The 18,401-nt window shown below is 67.6% G+C and carries 14 protein-coding genes and 2 tRNA genes; 10 read left to right on the top strand and 6 right to left on the bottom strand.

Annotated features, from left to right (window positions below):
- Positions 1-48: 48 nt before the first annotated feature.
- Positions 49-1,482, bottom strand: coding sequence for an MFS transporter (locus B118_RS0110845; RefSeq protein ID WP_027646606.1), 1,434 nt, complete (start codon positions 1,480-1,482; stop codon positions 49-51).
- A gap of 131 nt (positions 1,483-1,613) precedes the next feature.
- Positions 1,614-3,089 (bottom strand): FAD-binding oxidoreductase, encoded by a 1,476-nt coding sequence (locus tag B118_RS0110840; RefSeq protein ID WP_028192761.1) that lies wholly within the window; start codon positions 3,087-3,089, stop codon positions 1,614-1,616.
- A gap of 476 nt (positions 3,090-3,565) precedes the next feature.
- On the opposite strand from B118_RS0110840, the gene B118_RS0110835 reads away from it, so the two are divergent.
- On the top strand, positions 3,566-4,099 hold the full coding sequence (locus tag B118_RS0110835) for a YbhB/YbcL family Raf kinase inhibitor-like protein (protein ID WP_018222409.1): 534 nt from the start codon (positions 3,566-3,568) through the stop codon (positions 4,097-4,099).
- Positions 4,100-4,198: 99 nt separating this feature from the next.
- Here B118_RS0110835 and B118_RS0110830 read toward each other — a convergent pair whose 3' ends face one another.
- The gene (locus tag B118_RS0110830; protein WP_026185657.1) at positions 4,199-4,912 is read right to left on the bottom strand and encodes a class I SAM-dependent methyltransferase; all 714 of its coding nucleotides are present in this window, start codon (positions 4,910-4,912) and stop codon (positions 4,199-4,201) included.
- A gap of 210 nt (positions 4,913-5,122) precedes the next feature.
- Between B118_RS0110830 and B118_RS0110825 the strand changes: the two genes are divergently transcribed.
- The gene (locus tag B118_RS0110825) at positions 5,123-6,934 is read left to right on the top strand and encodes a DUF6311 domain-containing protein (protein ID WP_018813036.1); all 1,812 of its coding nucleotides are present in this window, start codon (positions 5,123-5,125) and stop codon (positions 6,932-6,934) included.
- Between the two features lie 82 nt (positions 6,935-7,016).
- Here B118_RS0110825 and B118_RS0110820 read toward each other — a convergent pair whose 3' ends face one another.
- The gene (locus B118_RS0110820; RefSeq protein WP_018813035.1) at positions 7,017-7,796 is read right to left on the bottom strand and encodes a hypothetical protein; all 780 of its coding nucleotides are present in this window, start codon (positions 7,794-7,796) and stop codon (positions 7,017-7,019) included.
- Positions 7,797-8,123: 327 nt separating this feature from the next.
- Between B118_RS0110820 and B118_RS0110815 the strand changes: the two genes are divergently transcribed.
- Positions 8,124-9,644 (top strand): peptide deformylase, encoded by a 1,521-nt coding sequence (locus B118_RS0110815; protein ID WP_027648919.1) that lies wholly within the window; start codon positions 8,124-8,126, stop codon positions 9,642-9,644.
- A 94-nt stretch (positions 9,645-9,738) separates the two neighbouring features.
- On the opposite strand, the gene B118_RS0110810 is transcribed toward B118_RS0110815, so the two are convergent.
- Positions 9,739-10,857 (bottom strand): globin domain-containing protein, encoded by a 1,119-nt coding sequence (locus B118_RS0110810; RefSeq protein ID WP_018813034.1) that lies wholly within the window; start codon positions 10,855-10,857, stop codon positions 9,739-9,741.
- A 143-nt stretch (positions 10,858-11,000) separates the two neighbouring features.
- Between B118_RS0110810 and B118_RS0110805 the strand changes: the two genes are divergently transcribed.
- The 4 genes from B118_RS0110805 to B118_RS32360 all read left to right on the top strand — a co-directional run bounded on the left by B118_RS0110805 (position 11,001) and on the right by B118_RS32360 (position 14,002).
- The gene (locus tag B118_RS0110805) at positions 11,001-11,771 is read left to right on the top strand and encodes a CPBP family intramembrane glutamic endopeptidase (RefSeq protein ID WP_027648918.1); all 771 of its coding nucleotides are present in this window, start codon (positions 11,001-11,003) and stop codon (positions 11,769-11,771) included.
- Positions 11,772-11,974: 203 nt separating this feature from the next.
- Positions 11,975-12,065: transfer RNA gene (locus B118_RS0110800), tRNA-Ser, on the top strand.
- A 35-nt stretch (positions 12,066-12,100) separates the two neighbouring features.
- A tRNA-Arg gene (locus tag B118_RS0110795) sits at positions 12,101-12,173 on the top strand.
- 383 nt (positions 12,174-12,556) lie between these two features.
- Positions 12,557-14,002 carry a helix-turn-helix domain-containing protein gene (locus B118_RS32360; protein WP_028192760.1) on the top strand — a complete coding sequence of 482 codons (1,446 nt, stop codon included), beginning with the start codon at positions 12,557-12,559 and terminating at the stop codon, positions 14,000-14,002.
- Between the two features lie 9 nt (positions 14,003-14,011).
- On the opposite strand, the gene B118_RS0110785 is transcribed toward B118_RS32360, so the two are convergent.
- On the bottom strand, positions 14,012-15,043 hold the full coding sequence (locus tag B118_RS0110785; protein ID WP_043541191.1) for an NAD-dependent epimerase/dehydratase family protein: 1,032 nt from the start codon (positions 15,041-15,043) through the stop codon (positions 14,012-14,014).
- Between the two features lie 439 nt (positions 15,044-15,482).
- Between B118_RS0110785 and B118_RS0110780 the strand changes: the two genes are divergently transcribed.
- From B118_RS0110780 to B118_RS0110760, 3 genes are all read left to right on the top strand, one after another.
- Positions 15,483-16,847: a helix-turn-helix domain-containing protein gene (locus B118_RS0110780; protein WP_028188825.1), complete on the top strand. Its 1,365-nt coding sequence runs from the start codon at positions 15,483-15,485 to the stop codon at positions 16,845-16,847.
- Positions 16,848-16,861: 14 nt separating this feature from the next.
- Positions 16,862-17,344, top strand: coding sequence for a GNAT family N-acetyltransferase (locus B118_RS0110775; RefSeq protein ID WP_028188826.1), 483 nt, complete (start codon positions 16,862-16,864; stop codon positions 17,342-17,344).
- Positions 17,345-18,232: 888 nt separating this feature from the next.
- Positions 18,233-18,401: helix-turn-helix domain-containing protein (locus tag B118_RS0110760; protein ID WP_028192759.1), on the top strand; the 169-nt coding region annotated here is incomplete at its 3' end.

The raw sequence follows: 18,401 nt of genomic DNA, 5'->3' as shown, positions 1-18,401 counted from the left end.
CCGGCGGGACGGGCCACCGGCGGGACACCGGGTGGCCTGTTCACCGCGCTACCTGTTCCCTCTGGTGAAGACGTCCAGCAGGGCGATCAAAAGGGCGACGAGGATGAACGCCGAGATGATCAACAAGGTGGTCCGGAAGGCCGCCAACCAGTCACCGCCGGTCCGATCCAACGTCACGAACAGCGCGGAACTGACGCCGACAATCCCGGCTGAGATTCCCAGGCGGTGCCCGGTCTGCAACATCCCGGCCGCACTGCCGGCCCGCGTGTTGGACACCTGTGACATGGTCACGGCCTGGTTGGGGATGTTGGTCAGTCCGCTACCCAGGCCGCTGAGGACGAAGCCCGCGCCGAGGCCGGCGAGGAGCAGTGGCAGGGCCGCGGAGTGCGGGCTGTCGAAGGTCGGCAGGAAGAGGTCACCGATCATGACCGCCACCACTCCGACGAGAGACGTCAGCAGTCCGAGGGCTACTACTCGGCGACCCGCTCGCCAGGCCAGCCGACCCCCGACGACCGCCCCCACCGCCGTGCCCCCGGCGATCGGCACCATCACAAGACCCGTGGTGATCGGACTGTGACCCACCCCATCCTGCAGGTACAGCGCGAGTACGAAGTACAGCGCGTCGTACGCGCCGAACAACACCGCGATGAGCGCGCCCAGACCGTAGGACCGGACCCGCAGTAGGCCCAGGTCAACCAGCGGCGACCCCCGGTGCGGACGCCGCTCCCAGAGCACGAAGCCGGCGAGGACGAGCACGCCAACCGGCACCAGCACCCACAGGACAGGGGTCCGGGCGGTCTCCTCCACCATCGGAATCCAGAGCGCCACCATTCCGACGACGAACAGGACGACGCCCACCGGGTCCGTGCGTCGCCACCAGAATCGGTCCGGGGGTGCCCGCAACGCGGGAATCACGAGAAACCCCAGCGCAGCGGCCAGGAAGGCGATCGCGGCGGCCGCGACGAAAATCAGCCGCCAGCCGTGCTCCGGACTGACGTCAACCAACACCCCGCCCAGAACCGGTCCGGACCCGAGGGCGACGGCGAACGCCACCCCGAGCAAACCGTACGGACGGCCCCGCTCCTCCTTGTGGAACAGCTGCTGGAACAGCCCGAGGATCTGCGGGCTGACCGCCCCGAGCGCACCGCCCTGCACCAACACGGAGAGCACCAGCCAGACCGGTGTTTGGGCGAGGGCGGCGGACGTGGCCGCCACCCCCGCGAGCGCCAGGCCGGACACGAAGACCGCGCGCCGTCGCCACACGTCACCGAGCCGGCCACCGGGCACCAACATCAGGGCGTAGGCCAGCGCGTGGCCAGCGACCAGCCACTGCTGGCCGTCCTCGCCGAGGCCGATCGTCGCGGCGATCTGCGGCACTGCGATGACCAGCATCGCGGTGGTGACCGTCCCGAGGAACACGACCACCTGACATACCGCGGCCACCAGCCACCGTCGGGCCCGCCCACGGGATCCCTCCCCCACCGGCGTCCGCCCGGAACGGGGCTCGCGGGCCGTCAACGCGACATCCCGGCACACTCGCGACTGGTCACGCGCCCCTCACCCGCCCGTACGGCGTCTCCTCTCATCCGAACGACTCTCCTGGCTCCACCTCGTCAGTGCGGCCGGATGCTCTGCTCGTACTGGAAGAACTCATGCGGGTCGTACTTGGTCTTGATCTCACGCAGCCGGGCGTAGTTGTCGCCGTAGTACGCGGTGGCCCAGTCACCGATGCTGCTGTCCGGGACGTTGACGTAGGAGCCGTTGACGTAGGGCAGCAGCGCCTGGCGGAACTGCTCCGTCCATGCCATGACCGTCTTCTGCTCCTCGTCGTTCTCCCAGTTCCCGCTCCACTCCATGTAGTACCTCGGGCTCCGGTGGAAGAACGCGGTGGCGTCGGTCGGAACCCGCTCCACCGCACCGCCCCAGTTCAGACACCAGATCTCGCCGCCGAGACCGGGAAGTTCGGCCAGGTGCCGAACGATGGTGTCGATCCCCCGCTTCGGGAGCAGGTCATACACCCAGGACGAGGGGATGTGCGTCTTCCGCGGCGGGTCCGTCGTTCCGGCGAGTTGGTTCCAGGCGTCCAGGTAGGAGGTGGTCTCCGTGATGACCTGAGGATTTCCGATCTCGATCAGCGGCCGAATTATCTCGCGCAGCCGGTACTCAGAACCGCGATAGATACCGTTACAGTAGATATGGCCGTCTGTGCGGGTCTTCGGGTTGAACACCGAACCGAAACCGTCGTCAGCGAAGGGCGCAATTCTCTGCCAGCGCTCGAACAGCTTCCCGACGTACCGCCAGTCATCCCAGGTAATCTGATACACCACGACATCCGAAACCGGATGGACGCGGTACGTGTATTTGGTCGCGATGCCGAAATTGCCGCCGCCGCCCCCACGCGAGGCCCACAACAGATCGGCGTGCCGCGTCTCGTCCGCGTGGACGAGCCGGGCGCCCCGTTTTCCGTCGGGAATGACAATATCGAGACCCGCCAGGCTGTCGCTGGTCACCCCAAGACTCCGACTGAGCTGACCAATCCCGCCGCCCAACGTGACCCCGGCGACGCCGACACCGACCTCCGCTCCGGTGGGAATCGCGAAACCCTGCTCCCCCAACGCCTCGACGACCTGGTCCTGGGTCGCTCCGGTCTGCACTGTCACCTGGCGCGTGTGCGTGTCCAGCTCGATTCCCTGCATGTCACTGACGTCGATGATGACGCCGCCGTCCACCGCCGACCACCCCTCCAGGGCGTGCCGACCACCGCGAGCGCGGAAGGCCACATCGTGTCGACGACACCAGGTGATCGCGTTGATCACATCCTGGGCGTCCTGGCAGAAGACGATGACCAGCGGGTACGGATTGAACTGTCGGTTCCACCCGAGTCGCGCGGCGTCGTAGTCGGCGTCGTCGGGGAACACCAACCGCCCGGTCAGCCTTCCCGGGTCCGGGTGTGGACTTCGCCCCGCCGTCGCCTCGCCCAGCGCACGGTCACCGTAGGTCGCCAGAGCGGAGGGCGAGATGGCGGCAGCGCCGGCAACTCCCGCACCCACCGCCAGGACCCGTAGGACGTTTCGTCGAGTGGCTTCCATTTCCTTCTCCTTCAGCACCGGAACAACGATCTAAGATGACCCGACCCACGCGATTACGACTATTCGTGGCAACAATTCCGACCCGCCGTAACCGACCTGGCAGCACCGGCCGTACCACGCACGCCACCAGTCGACTTGGGCGGCACGATGTCAGCAAACACACCTCGCGTCACTGGAGGTACGTTTCCGTTCCGCAACACCGGTTCGTCAGTTTTGACCGTATCAGCCCGGTCTGCTACTCGAAGGCGCTTGACGGGATCGCTAATGCTGCGTGATACGCCCGAGGCTGTTGGGAATTCAGTCGCCTAATGGGAAACCGCAGCAGGGGGCCGGATCGCGCCCGTGGCCCGGCGGGCACGCCACCCGGAGCGTGGGGTCCTGCTGGACGCGAGGAGGCGCTTCCGGTTCGCCACCACGGCTCGACGGGGTATGAAGGTGCACAGGCGACAATCCGCACACCGGAAGGACCTGGCTCGATGACCCTGGAACGACCGATCGCCCCGGACCCGTACGAACTACTGCCGACGGTGCCATCGTTCACGCTCACCAGTGACGACGTACGTAACGGCGAGCCGATGGACGCGATGTACGTCCATCCGAGCGCCGGCGGCGACGACCTCTCCCCGCACCTGGCCTGGTCGGGCTTCCCCGCTGAGACCAAGGGGTTCGTGGTGACCTGCTTCGACCCGGACGCGCCGACCGGCAGTGGCTTCTGGCACTGGGTGCTGGTCAACCTACCGACGGGGGTGACTGAGTTGCCGCGGGGCGCGAGCGGCGATGCCCTGGGCGGCGCCTTCGCGGTTCGCAATGACTACAGCCAGCGGGATTACGGGGGCGCCGCCCCGCCACCTGGAGATCACCCACACCGTTACCTCTTCGCGGTGCACGCGCTGGACGTGGAGCGCCTCGACGTCACCCCCGACGCCTCCCCGGCGTACGTGGGCTTCAACCTCGCCTTCCACACCCTAGCCCGCGCGGTGATCCGGCCGACCTACCAGGTCACGCGGTAGCCGTCCCGCGTTCCACGATCCGCGTCCGGCCTGGTAGCGCCGGCGGGCACGGCGGAGGCGACCAGCGCCGGATCGCGGGGAAGGCGGGTGACTGTCGGGTCAGGAGGGCGTCCGGGCCACCGCGAAGACGGACTGGCCGAACGGGGGGCGGACCAGCTGTTCGACGGCCTTGGTCAGCGGAAGCACCAGGGTGTCGTACACCTTGACCATCGGGCCCTCCTTCGGCATCAGCCGGAGGACCTTGGTCGCCATGAAGTAGCCGATCAGCCCGAGCGCATTCGCGTAGTGGATCTTTTCCACGGTCAGCCCGGCTTCGGTCATCGCTGCGGCCAGGGTCTTTTTCGTGTACCGCCGGACGTGGCCGGTGGCGATGTCCGCGGGGCTCATCGCGAACTCGAACGCCGGCACGATGATGATCACCGGGCTGCCCGGCCGGACCAGGTCACGCATGCCGCGCAGGGCCCCGACGTGGTCCTCGATGTGCTCCAGGACGTTGTACGAGACGGCGGCGCTGTAATCGCCGCGGTCGGTGTGCGGCAGCAGCATCTCCCGCACCTCGATGCCCGGCTGCTCGGCGGCGAGCCGTTCCTTCAGGGCGACCAGTCGCTCCGGGTCGGCCTCGGTGGCGGTGAAGTGGGGTACCCGCTCGGCCCACTCCAGCGCGTAGTCACCGAGGCCGCTACCAACCTCGATCGGGTTCTCACCGAGGTACGGCAGGGCCAGCTCAACGAACCAACGGCGGTGGTTCACGGCGGTCGCAAGGCCTTCCAGCACCTCGGACTGGACACGCTGATTACCAGTTATTTCTGCCATACATCGATTCCTCACGGTGTGGACTGGCTTGACCCCGCCTGGACCGACAGAGTGAACCATCCACATAGAAGGCGGAACAAATCGGGGCATCGGGGTGACCGAAATGCGATCGGGCTAGGTACATGATCAGCAGCCGGGAGCCGGCACATGCTACCAATCGCCCAAAACCTGGCCCAGCGCGGCCATCGCCTGACTACGCTCTGAATTGGTATGACTACCGCTGATTCGAGTCACGCCGCCGACGCCTCCGCGGAGGGAGCGCCGGCCTCCCCGCCTGACCAGCCCCGCAGCCGTTGGCGGGTCGACCTGTTGGCAGTACTGAGCTTCGTCCTGCTCGCGTTCTGGGTGACCATCCGGCTCTGGCTGGACCCCGAAGACGGGCTCCGGGACAACCGCACCGATCAGTCCCAGTTCGAGTGGATGATGGCGCACGGTTCACGAGTGGTGACCGATTTCGCCTATCCGTTCACCTCGGATCGAATGAATGTGCCGGAGGCCGTCAATTTGATGGCCAACACGTCGGTACTATCCGTATCTATACCAATGACGCCGGTCACCCTCCTGGCCGGCCCCCGGATGTCCTTCCTGCTCTTCCTAACCCTGGGTATGGCAGCCACCGCGACATCGTGGTATTTCCTGCTCTCCCGGGTGGTGGTCCGCTCCCGCGGCCCGGCCTGGCTCGGCGCCACGTTCTGCGGGTTCGCACCCGCGATGGTCTCGCACGCCAACGCCCACCCCAACATCGTCTCCCAGTTCGTCGTACCACTGATCATCTGGCGCACCCTGCGCCTCAGCGAGCCGGGCCGCTGGCTCCGCAACGGGATCCTGCTCGCCCTGGTCATCGTCTGGCAGGCCTTCCTCAACCTGGAAATCCTGCTGATGACCGCGATCGGCCTCGGTGTGGTCATGGCCGCGCTCGCCCTCCGCCGGCCCGACCTGCGCCAACGGGCACGCCCATTCCTCGCCGGGCTGGGTGTCGCCGCAGCGGTCGCGCTCCTCCTGCTGGCGTACCCGCTCTACGTGCAGTTCTTCGGCCCCGGCGCCTACCGAGGACTCTCCCCGCTCATCCGCGGCTACTCCACCGACCTCGCCTCGTACGTGGCGTACTCCCGGGAGTCGCTGGCCGGCGACGAACCGGGCGCGCGTGGGCTGACGCAGAACCCCACCGAGGAGAACGCCTTCTTTGGCTGGCCCCTGTTGGTGCTCGTCGCCGCCCTCGTCTGGTGGCTGCGCCGCAATGTCGTCGTCCGGGCCCTGGCCCTGCTCGCGGTGCTCTTCGCGGTGCTCTCACTCGGCCGGGAGATCGTGTTCAACGGCGAGCTCACCGGCATTCCGGCCCCCTGGGCCGTGCTGGAGAACCTGCCCATCCTGCACTCGGTGGTACCCACCCGATGGGCGCTGGCCATCACCCCGCTGTTCGGGCTCCTGCTCGCCTACGGGGCACAGCGCGCCCAGACCCTCGCCAACCGAAATCCCGCCGCCCGGCCGCAGATCCGCTTCGCCACCATCACCGTACTGGCGATGGCGCTCGTGCCGCTCCTACCGACCCCGCTGCCGGCGGTCCGACTGGAGCCCACCCCCGCCTTCGTCACCTCCGGCACGTGGCGGCCGTACGCGACCGATGGACGCAGCATCGTCACCCTGCCGCTACCGAGCACCCACTACGCCGACCCGCTGCGGTGGTCCGCCGAAACGGGACTGGACATGCCGATCGCCCGGGGGTACTTCCTCGGCCCGGACACCCGCCCCGGTCGGCACCGGGTCGCCCTGTTCACCGCGCCAGCCCGCCTGACCAGCGAATTCTTCGAGGAGATCCGACGCACCGGCGCGGTGCCATCGATCAGCCAGCAGCAGCGGACGGCCGCCGAGGAGGACCTACGGTACTGGCGGGCCGGCGCAGTCATCCTCGGTCCACACGAGCACGCCGACGCGCTACGCCGCGGCATGACCGAACTGATCGGGACAGCGCCGACCTACACCGGGGGTGTCTGGCTCTGGGACGTGCGAAACCTCACCTCCTGACCGAGGCCGGCCCGATCAGGGCCGGCGAAGCCGACCGACGTCGGCCCGATCAGGATCAGCGAAGCCGGCCGAAGCCGGCCGATCAGGACCGGCGAAGGCAGCAGCCCGGGCACGTCGTCGGGCGAGGCAGGGTGAACGCGAGGCAGCAGGTGTACCGCTGCACCGTCGGTTCGCCGGTCGGACCCGGCACCAACTCGACCAGGTCCCGCAGGTCGAGCGTCTGGAGCAACGTGTCGATCGAGGCGACGGAGGAACCCGGCAGGCCATCGGCGGCACGCAGGATGACGTGGGCGATCCCGGCGGCCACCGAGCCCAACAACGTTCGGGTGCCGATCCGCACTTCCGCCTGGATTGCCGCGATCACCGGGCCGAGGTGAGCGTCGAGCAGCGTCGCCCGGAGCACCGCGAGCAGCTCCACCTCGCCGGCCACCACCCGCACCTCGGGCCGGCCGGACAGCGCCAACGGATCGCCGGGCAGGACCGCCACCGCGGTTGACCGGCGCAGACCCAGGGTGAGCAGCGACCGCTGATCCGCGAAGTGGATCAGCACATCGGCGGGCACAAGCAGGGGAACCCGCCGGACCGCGGCCCAGCCCAGTACCGCCGGCAGAGCAGCCCAGTAGCTGTACGCCTTCCAGGCCAGCGCCGCACTGGCGTGCCGGGTGCCGCCCCACTGGTCAGTGGCCGCGGCCAGAAGCTCGGGCAGCCGCGTTCCGTCCACCAAGCTGGTGGCGGGTGACCAACCCGCCTCGTCGGCGACCAACAGGCCGCGGGCCAGGCCGGGCACATCGTCGGTGCCGAAGAGCTGGCGTAGCGCCGTGGTGACCGGAGCCAACGGCGCGGTTGCTGCCGTGCCGGGCATAGCTGTTGGCACCCACGCTCCTCCCGCCTTCCGCACCTGATAAGCCAAGGCTAGCCTAACTCTGCTGGGGCTCAACAACTCGGCCCGTCCGCACCTCGACGACTCCGGCCAGCCTTGCCTCGGCGACTCCGGCCCGGCCCGGCCCGCCTCGGCGACTCCGGCCCATCCCGCGCCTCGGCGTACTACCCGCCCACCGGCCCGGGGAAACAGCCGCCGCACTATCGACCCTCGTCGCTGGAGAGTCAAGCCTCATGTCGACAAGGTGGCACTTCTCTATCCGACCGATGACAGAACGTGAAACTAATAGTCCCGGCCCCAAGGAGGCTGATGACGACATCACCGCTCGATCGGGCGGCCGACGCCTTCGCCGTCGAACTCGCCCGCCACCGGACCGAGCGAGGGCTGACCAAGAAGCAGTTGGCGACGCTGATGGGGTTCGACCCGTCATACGTGAGCCACGTGGAGGGACGCCGGCACCGGCCCACCGAAGACTTCGCCCGGCGGGCAGAGGCCGTGCTGGAGGCCAGCGGAGCGATCTGGCAACGCTTCTGCGAATACGACGAACTCCGACACAACCGCAGCGAACGGACGGCATACCGCGAGCCGCCCGCCCCCGGGCAGTGGCTGCCCCCCGGCACCGGCCTGATCGTCGAACGGGAACACGCCAGCCTCACCTACCGAGACGAGACGTACCACTGCGTGATCCGCCGGGAGCTGCACAACGCCGGGACCGAGCCGATCACCCGGTACCTCATCCGCGTCGCCGTTGACCGCTACCCGGGTGACCCCGGCCGCTCCAACCGGCACCACCGGACACACCCGCTCACCTTCGCCGAGTTGCAGCTTCGCGCGTACCGGCTGGACGGGCCGGAGCGCGAGGCGATGCACTGGCGAACCAAGCACGACCGAGATGCCTTCAAAGAGATCTGGCTGCTCTTCGAGAACGCCGACCGGCGCTTCCCGCTCTACCCGGGCGACCGCGTCACCATCGAGTACGCCTACCACGTCGGGGCGGACAAGTGGGGCCCCTGGTTCCAGCGAGCCGTCCGGGTACCCACCCGGCACCTCGCCGTCCGGCTCGACCTGCCCACCGCCCTCGACCCACAGGTCTGGGGCGCCCAGACCTCGCTCTCCGCGGCGGAGGGCCCGCTGCGTACCCCGGTGACCCGCCGGGAGGAGGGCGACCGAACAATCTTCGCCTGGGCGGCCGACGAGCCGCCGCTGAACGGCCGCTACCGGATGCAGTGGCGATTCCGGTCCCGCCCCGAAGGGGAGCCGACAGAGCCCGGCTGGCTGCGACCAAGCGACCGGATGCGGAGCCTCGGCATCCTCCAACACGACGCCGATCTACTCCGCCGGCCCACCCAGCCGTTCGACCTACCCCGCGAGGTCGGGGCAGCCCAGGAGACCGTGGAACGGCTCACCACAGCCCTGCTCCGCCTGGACGAGCTACACCCGTTCAGCAAGGGGGTCGGTGTCGCCGCTCCACAAATCGGCATCGGCCGCGCCGCCGCCGTCGTCCGCCCCCCGGACCGCGGCGGCGAACCCGTCGTCCTGCTCAACCCGCGGGTGGTCGACGCCGCACCCGACACCGACGAACAGTACGAGGGGTGCCTCTCCTTCTTCGACCAGCGCGGTCTCGTGCCCCGCCCGCTGCGGATCGACGTCGAACACACCCACCTCGACGGCAGTCGGGTCATCACCTCCTACGAGTACGCCATGGCGCGCCTCGTGGCACACGAGATCGACCATCTTGAGGGGCTCCTCTACATCGACCGGATGGCCCCCGGCGTGCCCCTGGTGCCGGTCGAGGAGTACCGGCACACCGGGCAGCCCTGGCGCTACTGACAACGTCGGTACGGCCACGTCCGCCCGGGGGAAGGAGGGCCGGGCGGACGTGGCCGTTGTGGGCGGTGCCGGTCCGCCCGATGGGTAAAGTCCGCTACAACTCACCGAAGGTGTCGTACCGAGTGTGCTCCGACGGCACCTCATCGCCGGAGAGCACCCGCAACGTGGCCCGGACCATCGTCGCCGACCCGGAGACGTAGCAGTCATGCGCCGTCCACGGGCCGTACCGGCCGACCACCTCGGAGATGTCGCCCAGCTCACCTTCGAAGCCCGCATCCGCGCTACACGCCGGCGTCACCGACAGCCACGGATGCCGGGCGACCAGTTCCTGAAGCCCGGCCAGGCCATAGAGATCAAGAGGCGTACGGGCGCCGTAGAAGACGTGCACCCAGCGGGTCCGGTTATAGCCCGCCAACTCCTCGACCAGCGCCTTCACCGGAGCCAGGCCAACGCCGCCAGCGACACAGAGAATATCCCGGTCCGACCCCCGATCCAGGGTCATCGACCCCATCGGCGCCGCCAACCGCAACAGTTCGCCCGGCTTCACCCGACGAACCAACGCGCCGGACAACCATCCCGCACCCGGCGGCGTCCGAACGTGGAACTCCAGCACGTTGTCGTCGTTCGGCGCGTTCGCCACCGAATAGGTCCGCCACACCCGCGGATGGTGGCGGGGCGCCTCGATACTGACGTACTGGCCTGCCCGCCACCGCAGCGGATGCTGGAGGGCGCGGACCGTCAACACCGCCGTGTCCGGCCCGTATCGAACGTGGGTCAGCACCTCGGCGTGCCAGAACGGCGGGTTGTCGTCCGCGGCCGCCCCCGCGAGCATCTTGCCCGAGATGGCCGCGTACGCGTCCCGCCAGGCCTGGTCGAAGGTCAGATTCCAGCCGTCGCCGGCGGTGCTGCGCAGGGCGTCCAGCAGGGCGACGCCCATGGTCTCGTAGTTCGTCGCCTCGACGTGGTACTTCCGGTGGTCCCGACCCAGCGAGCGGAGGAACTCGTCGAAGCCCTCCGGGTCGTCCACCGTGTGTGCGGCGGTGATGATCGCCTCCAACAGCCGATCGCCCTGGCCCGACATCTGCGCCGGAAAGAGCGAACGCAACTCGGGGTCGAGCAGGAACAGCCGGGCGTAGAAGTGCTCGCTCAGCCGGTCCCGGTGCTCCTCGACCAGGGTCCAACTCTCCTTGAGTAGCCGCGCGACGTCGTCCACGGGAGCGCGCTCCTTCTCCGTACGGGGATCGGGCAACCCAAGAATGGCCACGGAGCGTGCCAACCGGTCGCACAGAATGTGCGACCGGTTCATGAGGTCTCCTCGGTGCCACGATCAGGAGTCGGGTCAGGCACAGTGGTGCGGTGACCCTCGAACTGGACCGACCGTTGACTCGCCGGACACTGAGCACCGAAACATGGCTGGTCCTCGGCTTGTCGCTCGGCCAGTCAGCCGTGTACGCCCTGACCTCGATCGTCGCCAAACTCACCGCCGAGGGACCACTGTCGGCGCAGACCGCCGCCCTGAACACCTCCCGGTCCGAGCGGCCCTACCTCGACCTCACATACCAGCTGCTCGGGATCAGCTTCGCCCTGCTGCCGGTGCTGCTCGCCATACACCTGCTGGCGCGCAGCCCCGGCGATCCGGCCCGGACTCTCGGCCTGGACGCCCGACGGCCCGGCCAGGACCTCGTCCGCGGCGCCGGCCTGGCCGCGCTGATCGGCCTGCCCGGCCTGGCCCTGTTCTGGGCGGCGGCGCAACTCGGGCTCAACGCGACGCTGGTGCCCGCCGCGCTGCCGGACGTCTGGTGGGCAGCACCAGTGTTGATCTTCGCTGCCGTGCAGAACGCCGTACTGGAAGAAGTGATCGTGGTCGGCTACCTCGTCACCCGGCTGCGGCAGCTCCAGTGGCGACTCGGTGCGGTCGTCGCCACCAGTGCGCTACTCCGCGGCTCCTACCACCTCTACCAGGGGTTCGGCGCGTTCGTCGGAAACGCGGTCATGGGCGTCATCTTCAGCCTGTACTTCCTACGAACCCGGCGGGTGATGCCACTGGTGGTGGCGCACACGCTCCTGGACATCGTGGCCTTTGTCGGCTATACGGCGCTGCCGAAAGAGTGGTTCGACTGGCTCTGACGTCCGCGGCGATACCGACCTCGCGGCGGCCGACACCCGCCTCGGGCCCCACCCCGGACCCACAGCTCGTGGCGACCCGAACCCGGCTGCCGGACGGGCCAGCCGTTGGCCGCCGGCGGTCCGACCGGCCCACGGGTAGTCGCTTTGCTCCCGGCGGCCGGGGCCCTGTATTCTCAACCCCCGGTGGCCTGCGAGGCCGCCAGGGAGACTTCGCCTAGTCTGGTCTATGGCGCCGCACTGCTAATGCGGTTGGGGTTTTAAAGCCCCTCCCGGGTTCGAATCCCGGAGTCTCCGCGCGAAAGTCGGTCGTGTAGGCTGACCAAGCACCAGCGCCCGTAGCTCAACGGATAGAGCATCTGACTACGGATCAGAAGGTTAGGGGTTCGAATCCCTTCGGGCGCGCAAGATCGCAAGGCGCTTGACCTGCAAGAACAGGGGTCAAGCGCCTTTGCTTTGTCATCCCTAGTGGACGGTTGGGTGCTCCGTGGGTGCTCGTGCGACGCGCATCCCCTCCGTCCCGCTCCATCCCGGCAGTAGCCCATCCTGTCCCAGTGGGTTTTGATCATGGTTCCCCCCTTTCGGCCTACGAGCCCAGACAACGAGACGGCGAGGCCGGCCGGGCTCCCTGGTCGGGTGTCGCGGCGCTGGCGGTACGTCTTCGTCAATCTCTCCGGCTCGCGGGCGCCGATATGTCCCTGTCGCTGACATCCGTTAATGTCAACGTGCCGTTAGGGAAATAGAGCGCGGTGACCGTCTTCCTCCGATCGCGATGGAGGTCCTCCCTCTTGGACCCGCAGCAACTCAAGGATGTGAAGCGGGCGCTTGGACGGCGGCTCGCTGCGTGGCGCAAGACGCGTGGCCTGATTCAGGATGACGTGGCGCGGCTGGTGAACAGCACTCGAAGCACGGTGGCCGGGGTCGAACGCGGCGAGCAGGTGGTCGACCGGGTCTTCTGGGTGCAGTGCGAGTCGCTTCTCCAGGCCGGCGGCGAGCTGATCGCCGGCTACGACGAGTACCGGTCGTTCGAGATCAGGCATCGGGAGGAAAAGGCCGACGCGGCACTCCACGCCCGCTGGGGCACAGTCCTCGATCACCAGACGATCACCGAGGCCAGTTCCCCCAGCCGGCTTCCCGATCCCGACAGGCTGTTGCCGACCACAGGTGCTTCCACTGGTGACTCAGTATTGGTGCAGGATCCGGGTGAAGCGTACGTTGGAGCGCGGCAGGCGATCATGATCGCCGCACGGGAGACCAGCAAGCACGCGATGGACGCAGGGGCTAGGGCCGTGTCGGATCTGACGATTGAGCAGCTACGCGATGACGCGATCGGGATCGCACGGGGTTTCGGGCAGCTGACACCCGCCGCCACGATCAACGAGGCGCTGCGGGTGCGTGGGCTCGCCGTCGAGGCACTGGAGCGAACCCGGCGGCCCGGCCAGCAGCACGAGTTGTATCTGATCACCGCGCAGGCGGCGGCTTTGTTGGCCAGCGCGGCTGCTGACCTGGGTTTGTGGTCGCCGGCGATGCAGTACGCCCGGGCCGCCGACACCTACGGTGAGATCATCGGCCACCACGGAGTTCGTGCCTACGCCCGGGGGATGCAGGCCACGATCGCGTACTGGACTGGCCGGTACGAGGAGGCGGTGCGGTACGCCGCTGCGGCGGTAGATATCGCCCCGCCCGGCGTTGCTCACGTGCGCGCCCAGTACGTGCTAGCGCGGGCGTGGGCCCACCGCGGAGCCGTGAACGAGGTCCGTGCCGCGCTCACCTCGGCCGACGACGCTCGCTCGCAAGATGGCAACGACGTACTCCACGACGTCATCGGCGGCGAGTTCGGGTTCACCGCTTCGCAGCAGGCGCGATGCGCGAGTACCGCGTGGCTACGGGTCAACAAGCCCGAGGAGGCCACAACGGCGGCGACGCAAGCACTGCGATTGGCGGCGACGCCCCGCGGCATGCCCTGGTCGACGGTCGAGGGCGAGGCCCGAATCGACCTGGCCATGTGCCACTTGTCCACCAGGCAGTTGGACGCCGCGCAGGACACGCTGACACCGTTGTGGTCCACGCCGCCCGAGTGGCGACGAACCGGCCTGCTGGGACGGCTGGACCGGATGCAGGAGCTGCTAACCACGGACCCGTGGTACCAGGTGCCCCAGGCGCGCCAACTCGCCGAACGAGCGGAATCCTTCGTCGCGGCCCGGCCGACGCCTCCCGCACTGCCCACTGGGTGACTCTCTCGTTCAGCTTTCCTGTAGCCAGGTCCGCAACAGCTCGCGTTCCTGGGCGGCGGAGATGCCGTGGTCGGCGGCCCGACCCGCCTCGCCCTCCCCGGTAATGGGGCTGCCGCCGCCGTTCATCCACGCCCACGTCTGGCTGACAGTGTCACGCAGGGGCCTGCACGCCAGCCCCGCCGCAGCCGCGCGAGAACTATCGACGGTCCAGACACCGCGATGGGTACGCCACAGAGGCAGTTCCGTCCACTGCTGCACACCCCGCCCGACAAGCCAGTCGGGATCAGCCCAAACTGGCATGGTGTCAGCGCCGGTCACCGCGACGCAGGTATCGACGAGTTCAGCGAAGGTGGCATGGCCGATCGGGGCGGTGACGTTGAACGAGCCGTGGACCTTCCCCTCCGCGCAGGCCAGGGCGAACGCGGCGACGTCGCGTACGTCGACCGGCTGGATAGGCCGCTCCGCTGGGCCGGGCGCCAGGAGCTGGCCACCACGGGCGGCGCGTGTCAGCCACCAGGTCAGGCGGCCAACGTATTCGTTCGGGCCAAGAATCACGCCGGGACGCAGGACGACGGCCCGCTCCTGGCCGACGGCTTGGACGACAGCGTTCTCGCATCCAGCTTTGAGCGCCCCGTACTGGCCGGCGTATCCAAGATCGGCCCCGAAGGTCGCATCAGCGTCCGGTGGGCAGTCGAACAACGGTGATTCGTCGTCCAGGGGCTCGTCCGGCCAGCCGGTGTAGACGTTGACCGAGGACACGTACACGTAGCGGCCGACGACCGGGGCCAGCGCGGTCGCAGCGGTCAGGACCTGAGACGGGACGTAGCCGATCGTGTCGATAACGGCTTCCCACGGACCATGCTCGGCCAACCGCTTCAGGTCTTCGGGCCGTTCCCGATCACCATGCACGACCTGCACTCCGGGCAAGTCAGCGGCGGAAACGCCCCGGTTGAAGGTGGTCACCGACCAGCCGGCGGACAGCGCAAGCTCGCCGAGAGCACGCCCTAGAAACCAAGTTCCACCAAGGATGAGCAGCCGCATGCCTGCCATCATCGCCTACGACAGGAACACCAGCACCCCCGCACGATCCAACGCACTCCTGCCGACCGCGCGCTGAGCGTGCGGCAGAGCGAAGACAGGGCCGATGCGGGTATGTCAGCCGGAGGCCCCAGCGTCGCCGACAGACGCGAGCCGGGATGTCGAAACTTCGTGTCGAGAGTGTTCGACACAGCCACGGACCCGTTGAGTAGAGGCTGGTGCGGTGCCGCGTACTGCTCTGCCAGCGCAGGCATATCCCTGCGTGGCCTGCTCGGTGTGCGGCTACGGCAGACAGGTGCTAGGCCGGTGATGGTGTCGTGGTCGTCCTTGCCTGCTAAGGGCGGAAGTGACCCATGCCGTGTGCTATCCATATCAGCTTGCCGCGAGGGAAACGTAGCGAGAGGTGATCATCACCTCCGACGACGGTAGAGGGGGCGTCCCTGTGGATCCGCAGCAACTCCGTGACATGAAACGGGCCCTTGGGCGGCGGCTCGCCGAGTTGCGCACCAGGCGTGGACTAACCCAGGACGACCTCGGGCGGCTCGTGCACAGCAATCGGAGCACGGTGGGTAATGTCGAGGTCGGCCGGCAGGTCTCGGATCGTGTGTTCTGGGTGCAGTGCGAGTCGCTCCTGAAGGCCGGTGGCGAGCTAATTTCCGGCTACGACGAGTACCGGGCCGGCGAAATCCAACATCGTGAGGAGAAGGCTGAGGCAGCACGCCACGCCCGTTGGGGTGCGGTCCTCGATCATCGGACGATCACCGAGGCCAGTTCTCCCATCCGAACTCGGGGCGGAGACGAGCCACCCGCACTCCCGGCAGGCTCCAGCCCCGCTGCTGCCAACCTCGTCGCTATGATCGACGAGGTTGATGACTTGCGCCGCTCACTCAACGCAACATTGACCCCGGGGCCGATCAACGACGCTGGTCTCGACGAGTGGGGAAAGATCGTCACCCGTCACGGCCGTGCGACCCGGGACCGCTCAACCGGGGCGCTGCTGCGGGATATCGCTGACGACCTCATCGAGTTAAAAGAGCTCATCAGTCGTCGTCCGTCAGCGTCCGCGCTGCGTTGCCTAACCGGGATGGCCGCGCAGATGTCAGGCCTACTGTGTCTTGTCCTTTGTAGAATTGATGACAAGGCCTCAGCCCTCCGCTGGGCACGTACGGGCCGGCTCGCGGCCGTCGAAGCCGGGAATCCCATGATCCAAGCGTGGGTTCTCGCGCAGGAGGCCCATGCCCACTACTACAGCGCCGACTTCCATGACGCTGTCGAGGCCGCACGTCATGCGCAGGAAATCGCCGGACACAAGGCCTCCGCGGGGACAGCCCTGGCAGCGGCGATCGAGGCACGGACGCACGCCGCGACCGGGCGAAGGAAGCAGACTCGGGCGGCGCTGGGACGGGCCGAAGATTGTCTGTCCCGTCTGGAAGGAGAAGCTTTGAGCGCCTCTGCGTTCGGGTACAGCGAGGCCCAGCTGCGCTTTCACGAGGAAAACGCCTACACCCGTCTAGGTGACGTCAGCGCTGCGCTCGCCGCACAGGAGCGGGCCCTCCAACTCTGCTCCCCCGGCGACTACACCGACTGGGCGCTCACCCGGCTCGACCGTGCTACCTGCCTGACGACAACGGGCGACGCATCCGACGCGCTTGACACACTGACCGAGACAATCGGGAGTCTGGAAGGGCCAAAACGTCAGGGCATCATCGCTGATCGGGCACGCCGCGTCCTCGACGCGTTGCCTCCGACGCAGCGCTCGTCCTCGACCGCACAAGACATTCGGGCACTCCTAATCCAGCCACAATAGAGAGGTGCAGTGCTTTGACCGTTGTAGTACCCGCCAGGAAAGTCCATGTTGACGCGGTCGCCACCCTGCTTGAGGAAATGGACAAGTTCTATGGCGAGACTAAAATCGAGCCGCTCGACGTGCGGGTTCGCCACATCAACGAGGCGCTCTTCGGTGACCCGCCCTTGGCGTATGCCGTGCTCGCTTGGAACGAGGACGTGCTGGTAGGGCTCGCGACGTACTCCTTCCTATGGCCGGCCGTCGGTCTCACACGCTCTCTCTATCTCAAGGAGCTGTACGTAACGGAGGCGGCCAGGACACGAGGGGTCGGGAGGCTACTCATGAATCACCTCGTCGAGGTAGCAGTCGCGCACTCCTGCAGCCGGATCGAGTGGACCACTGATCGGAATAACGCGGGGGCACAGCGCTTCTACGAGGGCCTGGGCGTCGCGCAAAACGGACACAAGATCTTTTACCGGATCGAGGGTCAATCGCTAGAGCCACAGAGTGGAGCCTGATCCAGGTCGCATAAAGGCAGGATCTCGCTCTCGCTGGGGCCGCCACTCCGGTCAGTCAGTTCAGAGTAGCTGCTCCAACTACAGTTGCGGTACGTCGTAGAAATCCCGATTCGGGAGCCGGTGCATGGCCGGCGCGGTGGTCTCGACGATCAGGATCTCGGTAAGGAATTGGACGCCGGCATCGGCGGGTGGCTGCTGCAGGTGGTCGCATTGTGTCCCTTGAGCCGAAAATAGTGTGGATGGGGCGGCCTGATCGTCTGGATGGTCTGAACCCAGGCGAGGGTGCCGCCGCCGAGGGCTTCGATGTTGGTCATGTCGACGTATGGGGTGCAGCAGACCCAAGTCCAGATGGGCGCGTCGGGGTTGTCGAGGCGCTGGCATCTACCGACGATCTTCGCCGTGTTCAGCCAGCGATGAACATGGGGATGTAGCCCTGCTTGATCCTACAGGTGCGGCAGGCCTCGACGAGCGTAGTGAAGATGTACCCGCCGTGATCGAAGACAACGCCGGTCATGCGTTCTGGTTTGAGGTCATGACTACGCATCCGGGCTTGCCTCCGGTTGGTCATCTGCGTTGGCGGGTGGGGCCAGAGCGATGCGGTGGGCTCGCTTAGCCCGCCCTCCGCGGCGATGGCCGTGGCGATTCTTCGCGATTGGGATCACCGGACGTTCGATGGAGCTGTGTCGAAAGTCGATGTCGAGGGTGTTCGACATCGCTGCTGTGGGCGTTGAGTGAGAGCACGCAACCGTGGAACTCAAGCGCGTGGGAGCCTGCCGATGGACGCACACCGCCGACCCCGGACGCCGCGTCGTGCTGGGTGTCGGCTCCGCCTGAAAACTGACCACGTGGTTCCGGCTGAATCGGGATCACCTCCTGAAGCATCGGGAGGTGCTGAGCGTGGAGGACTGGGCAGAGATCCGGCGGCTGCGGCGGTCGGAGGGTATGGCGATTCAGGCCATCGCACGGCGGTTGAGGATGTCTCGCAACACCGTGAAGAAGGCCCTGGCCAGTGATGAGCCGCCGCGGTATCGGCGGGCGGCGAAGGGCTCGATCGTGG

This window comes from Salinispora pacifica CNR114, from assembly GCF_000514775.1.
GTDB classification, from domain to species: domain Bacteria; phylum Actinomycetota; class Actinomycetes; order Mycobacteriales; family Micromonosporaceae; genus Micromonospora; species Micromonospora pacifica.
This window is presented reverse-complemented; position numbering and strand designations above follow the sequence as displayed.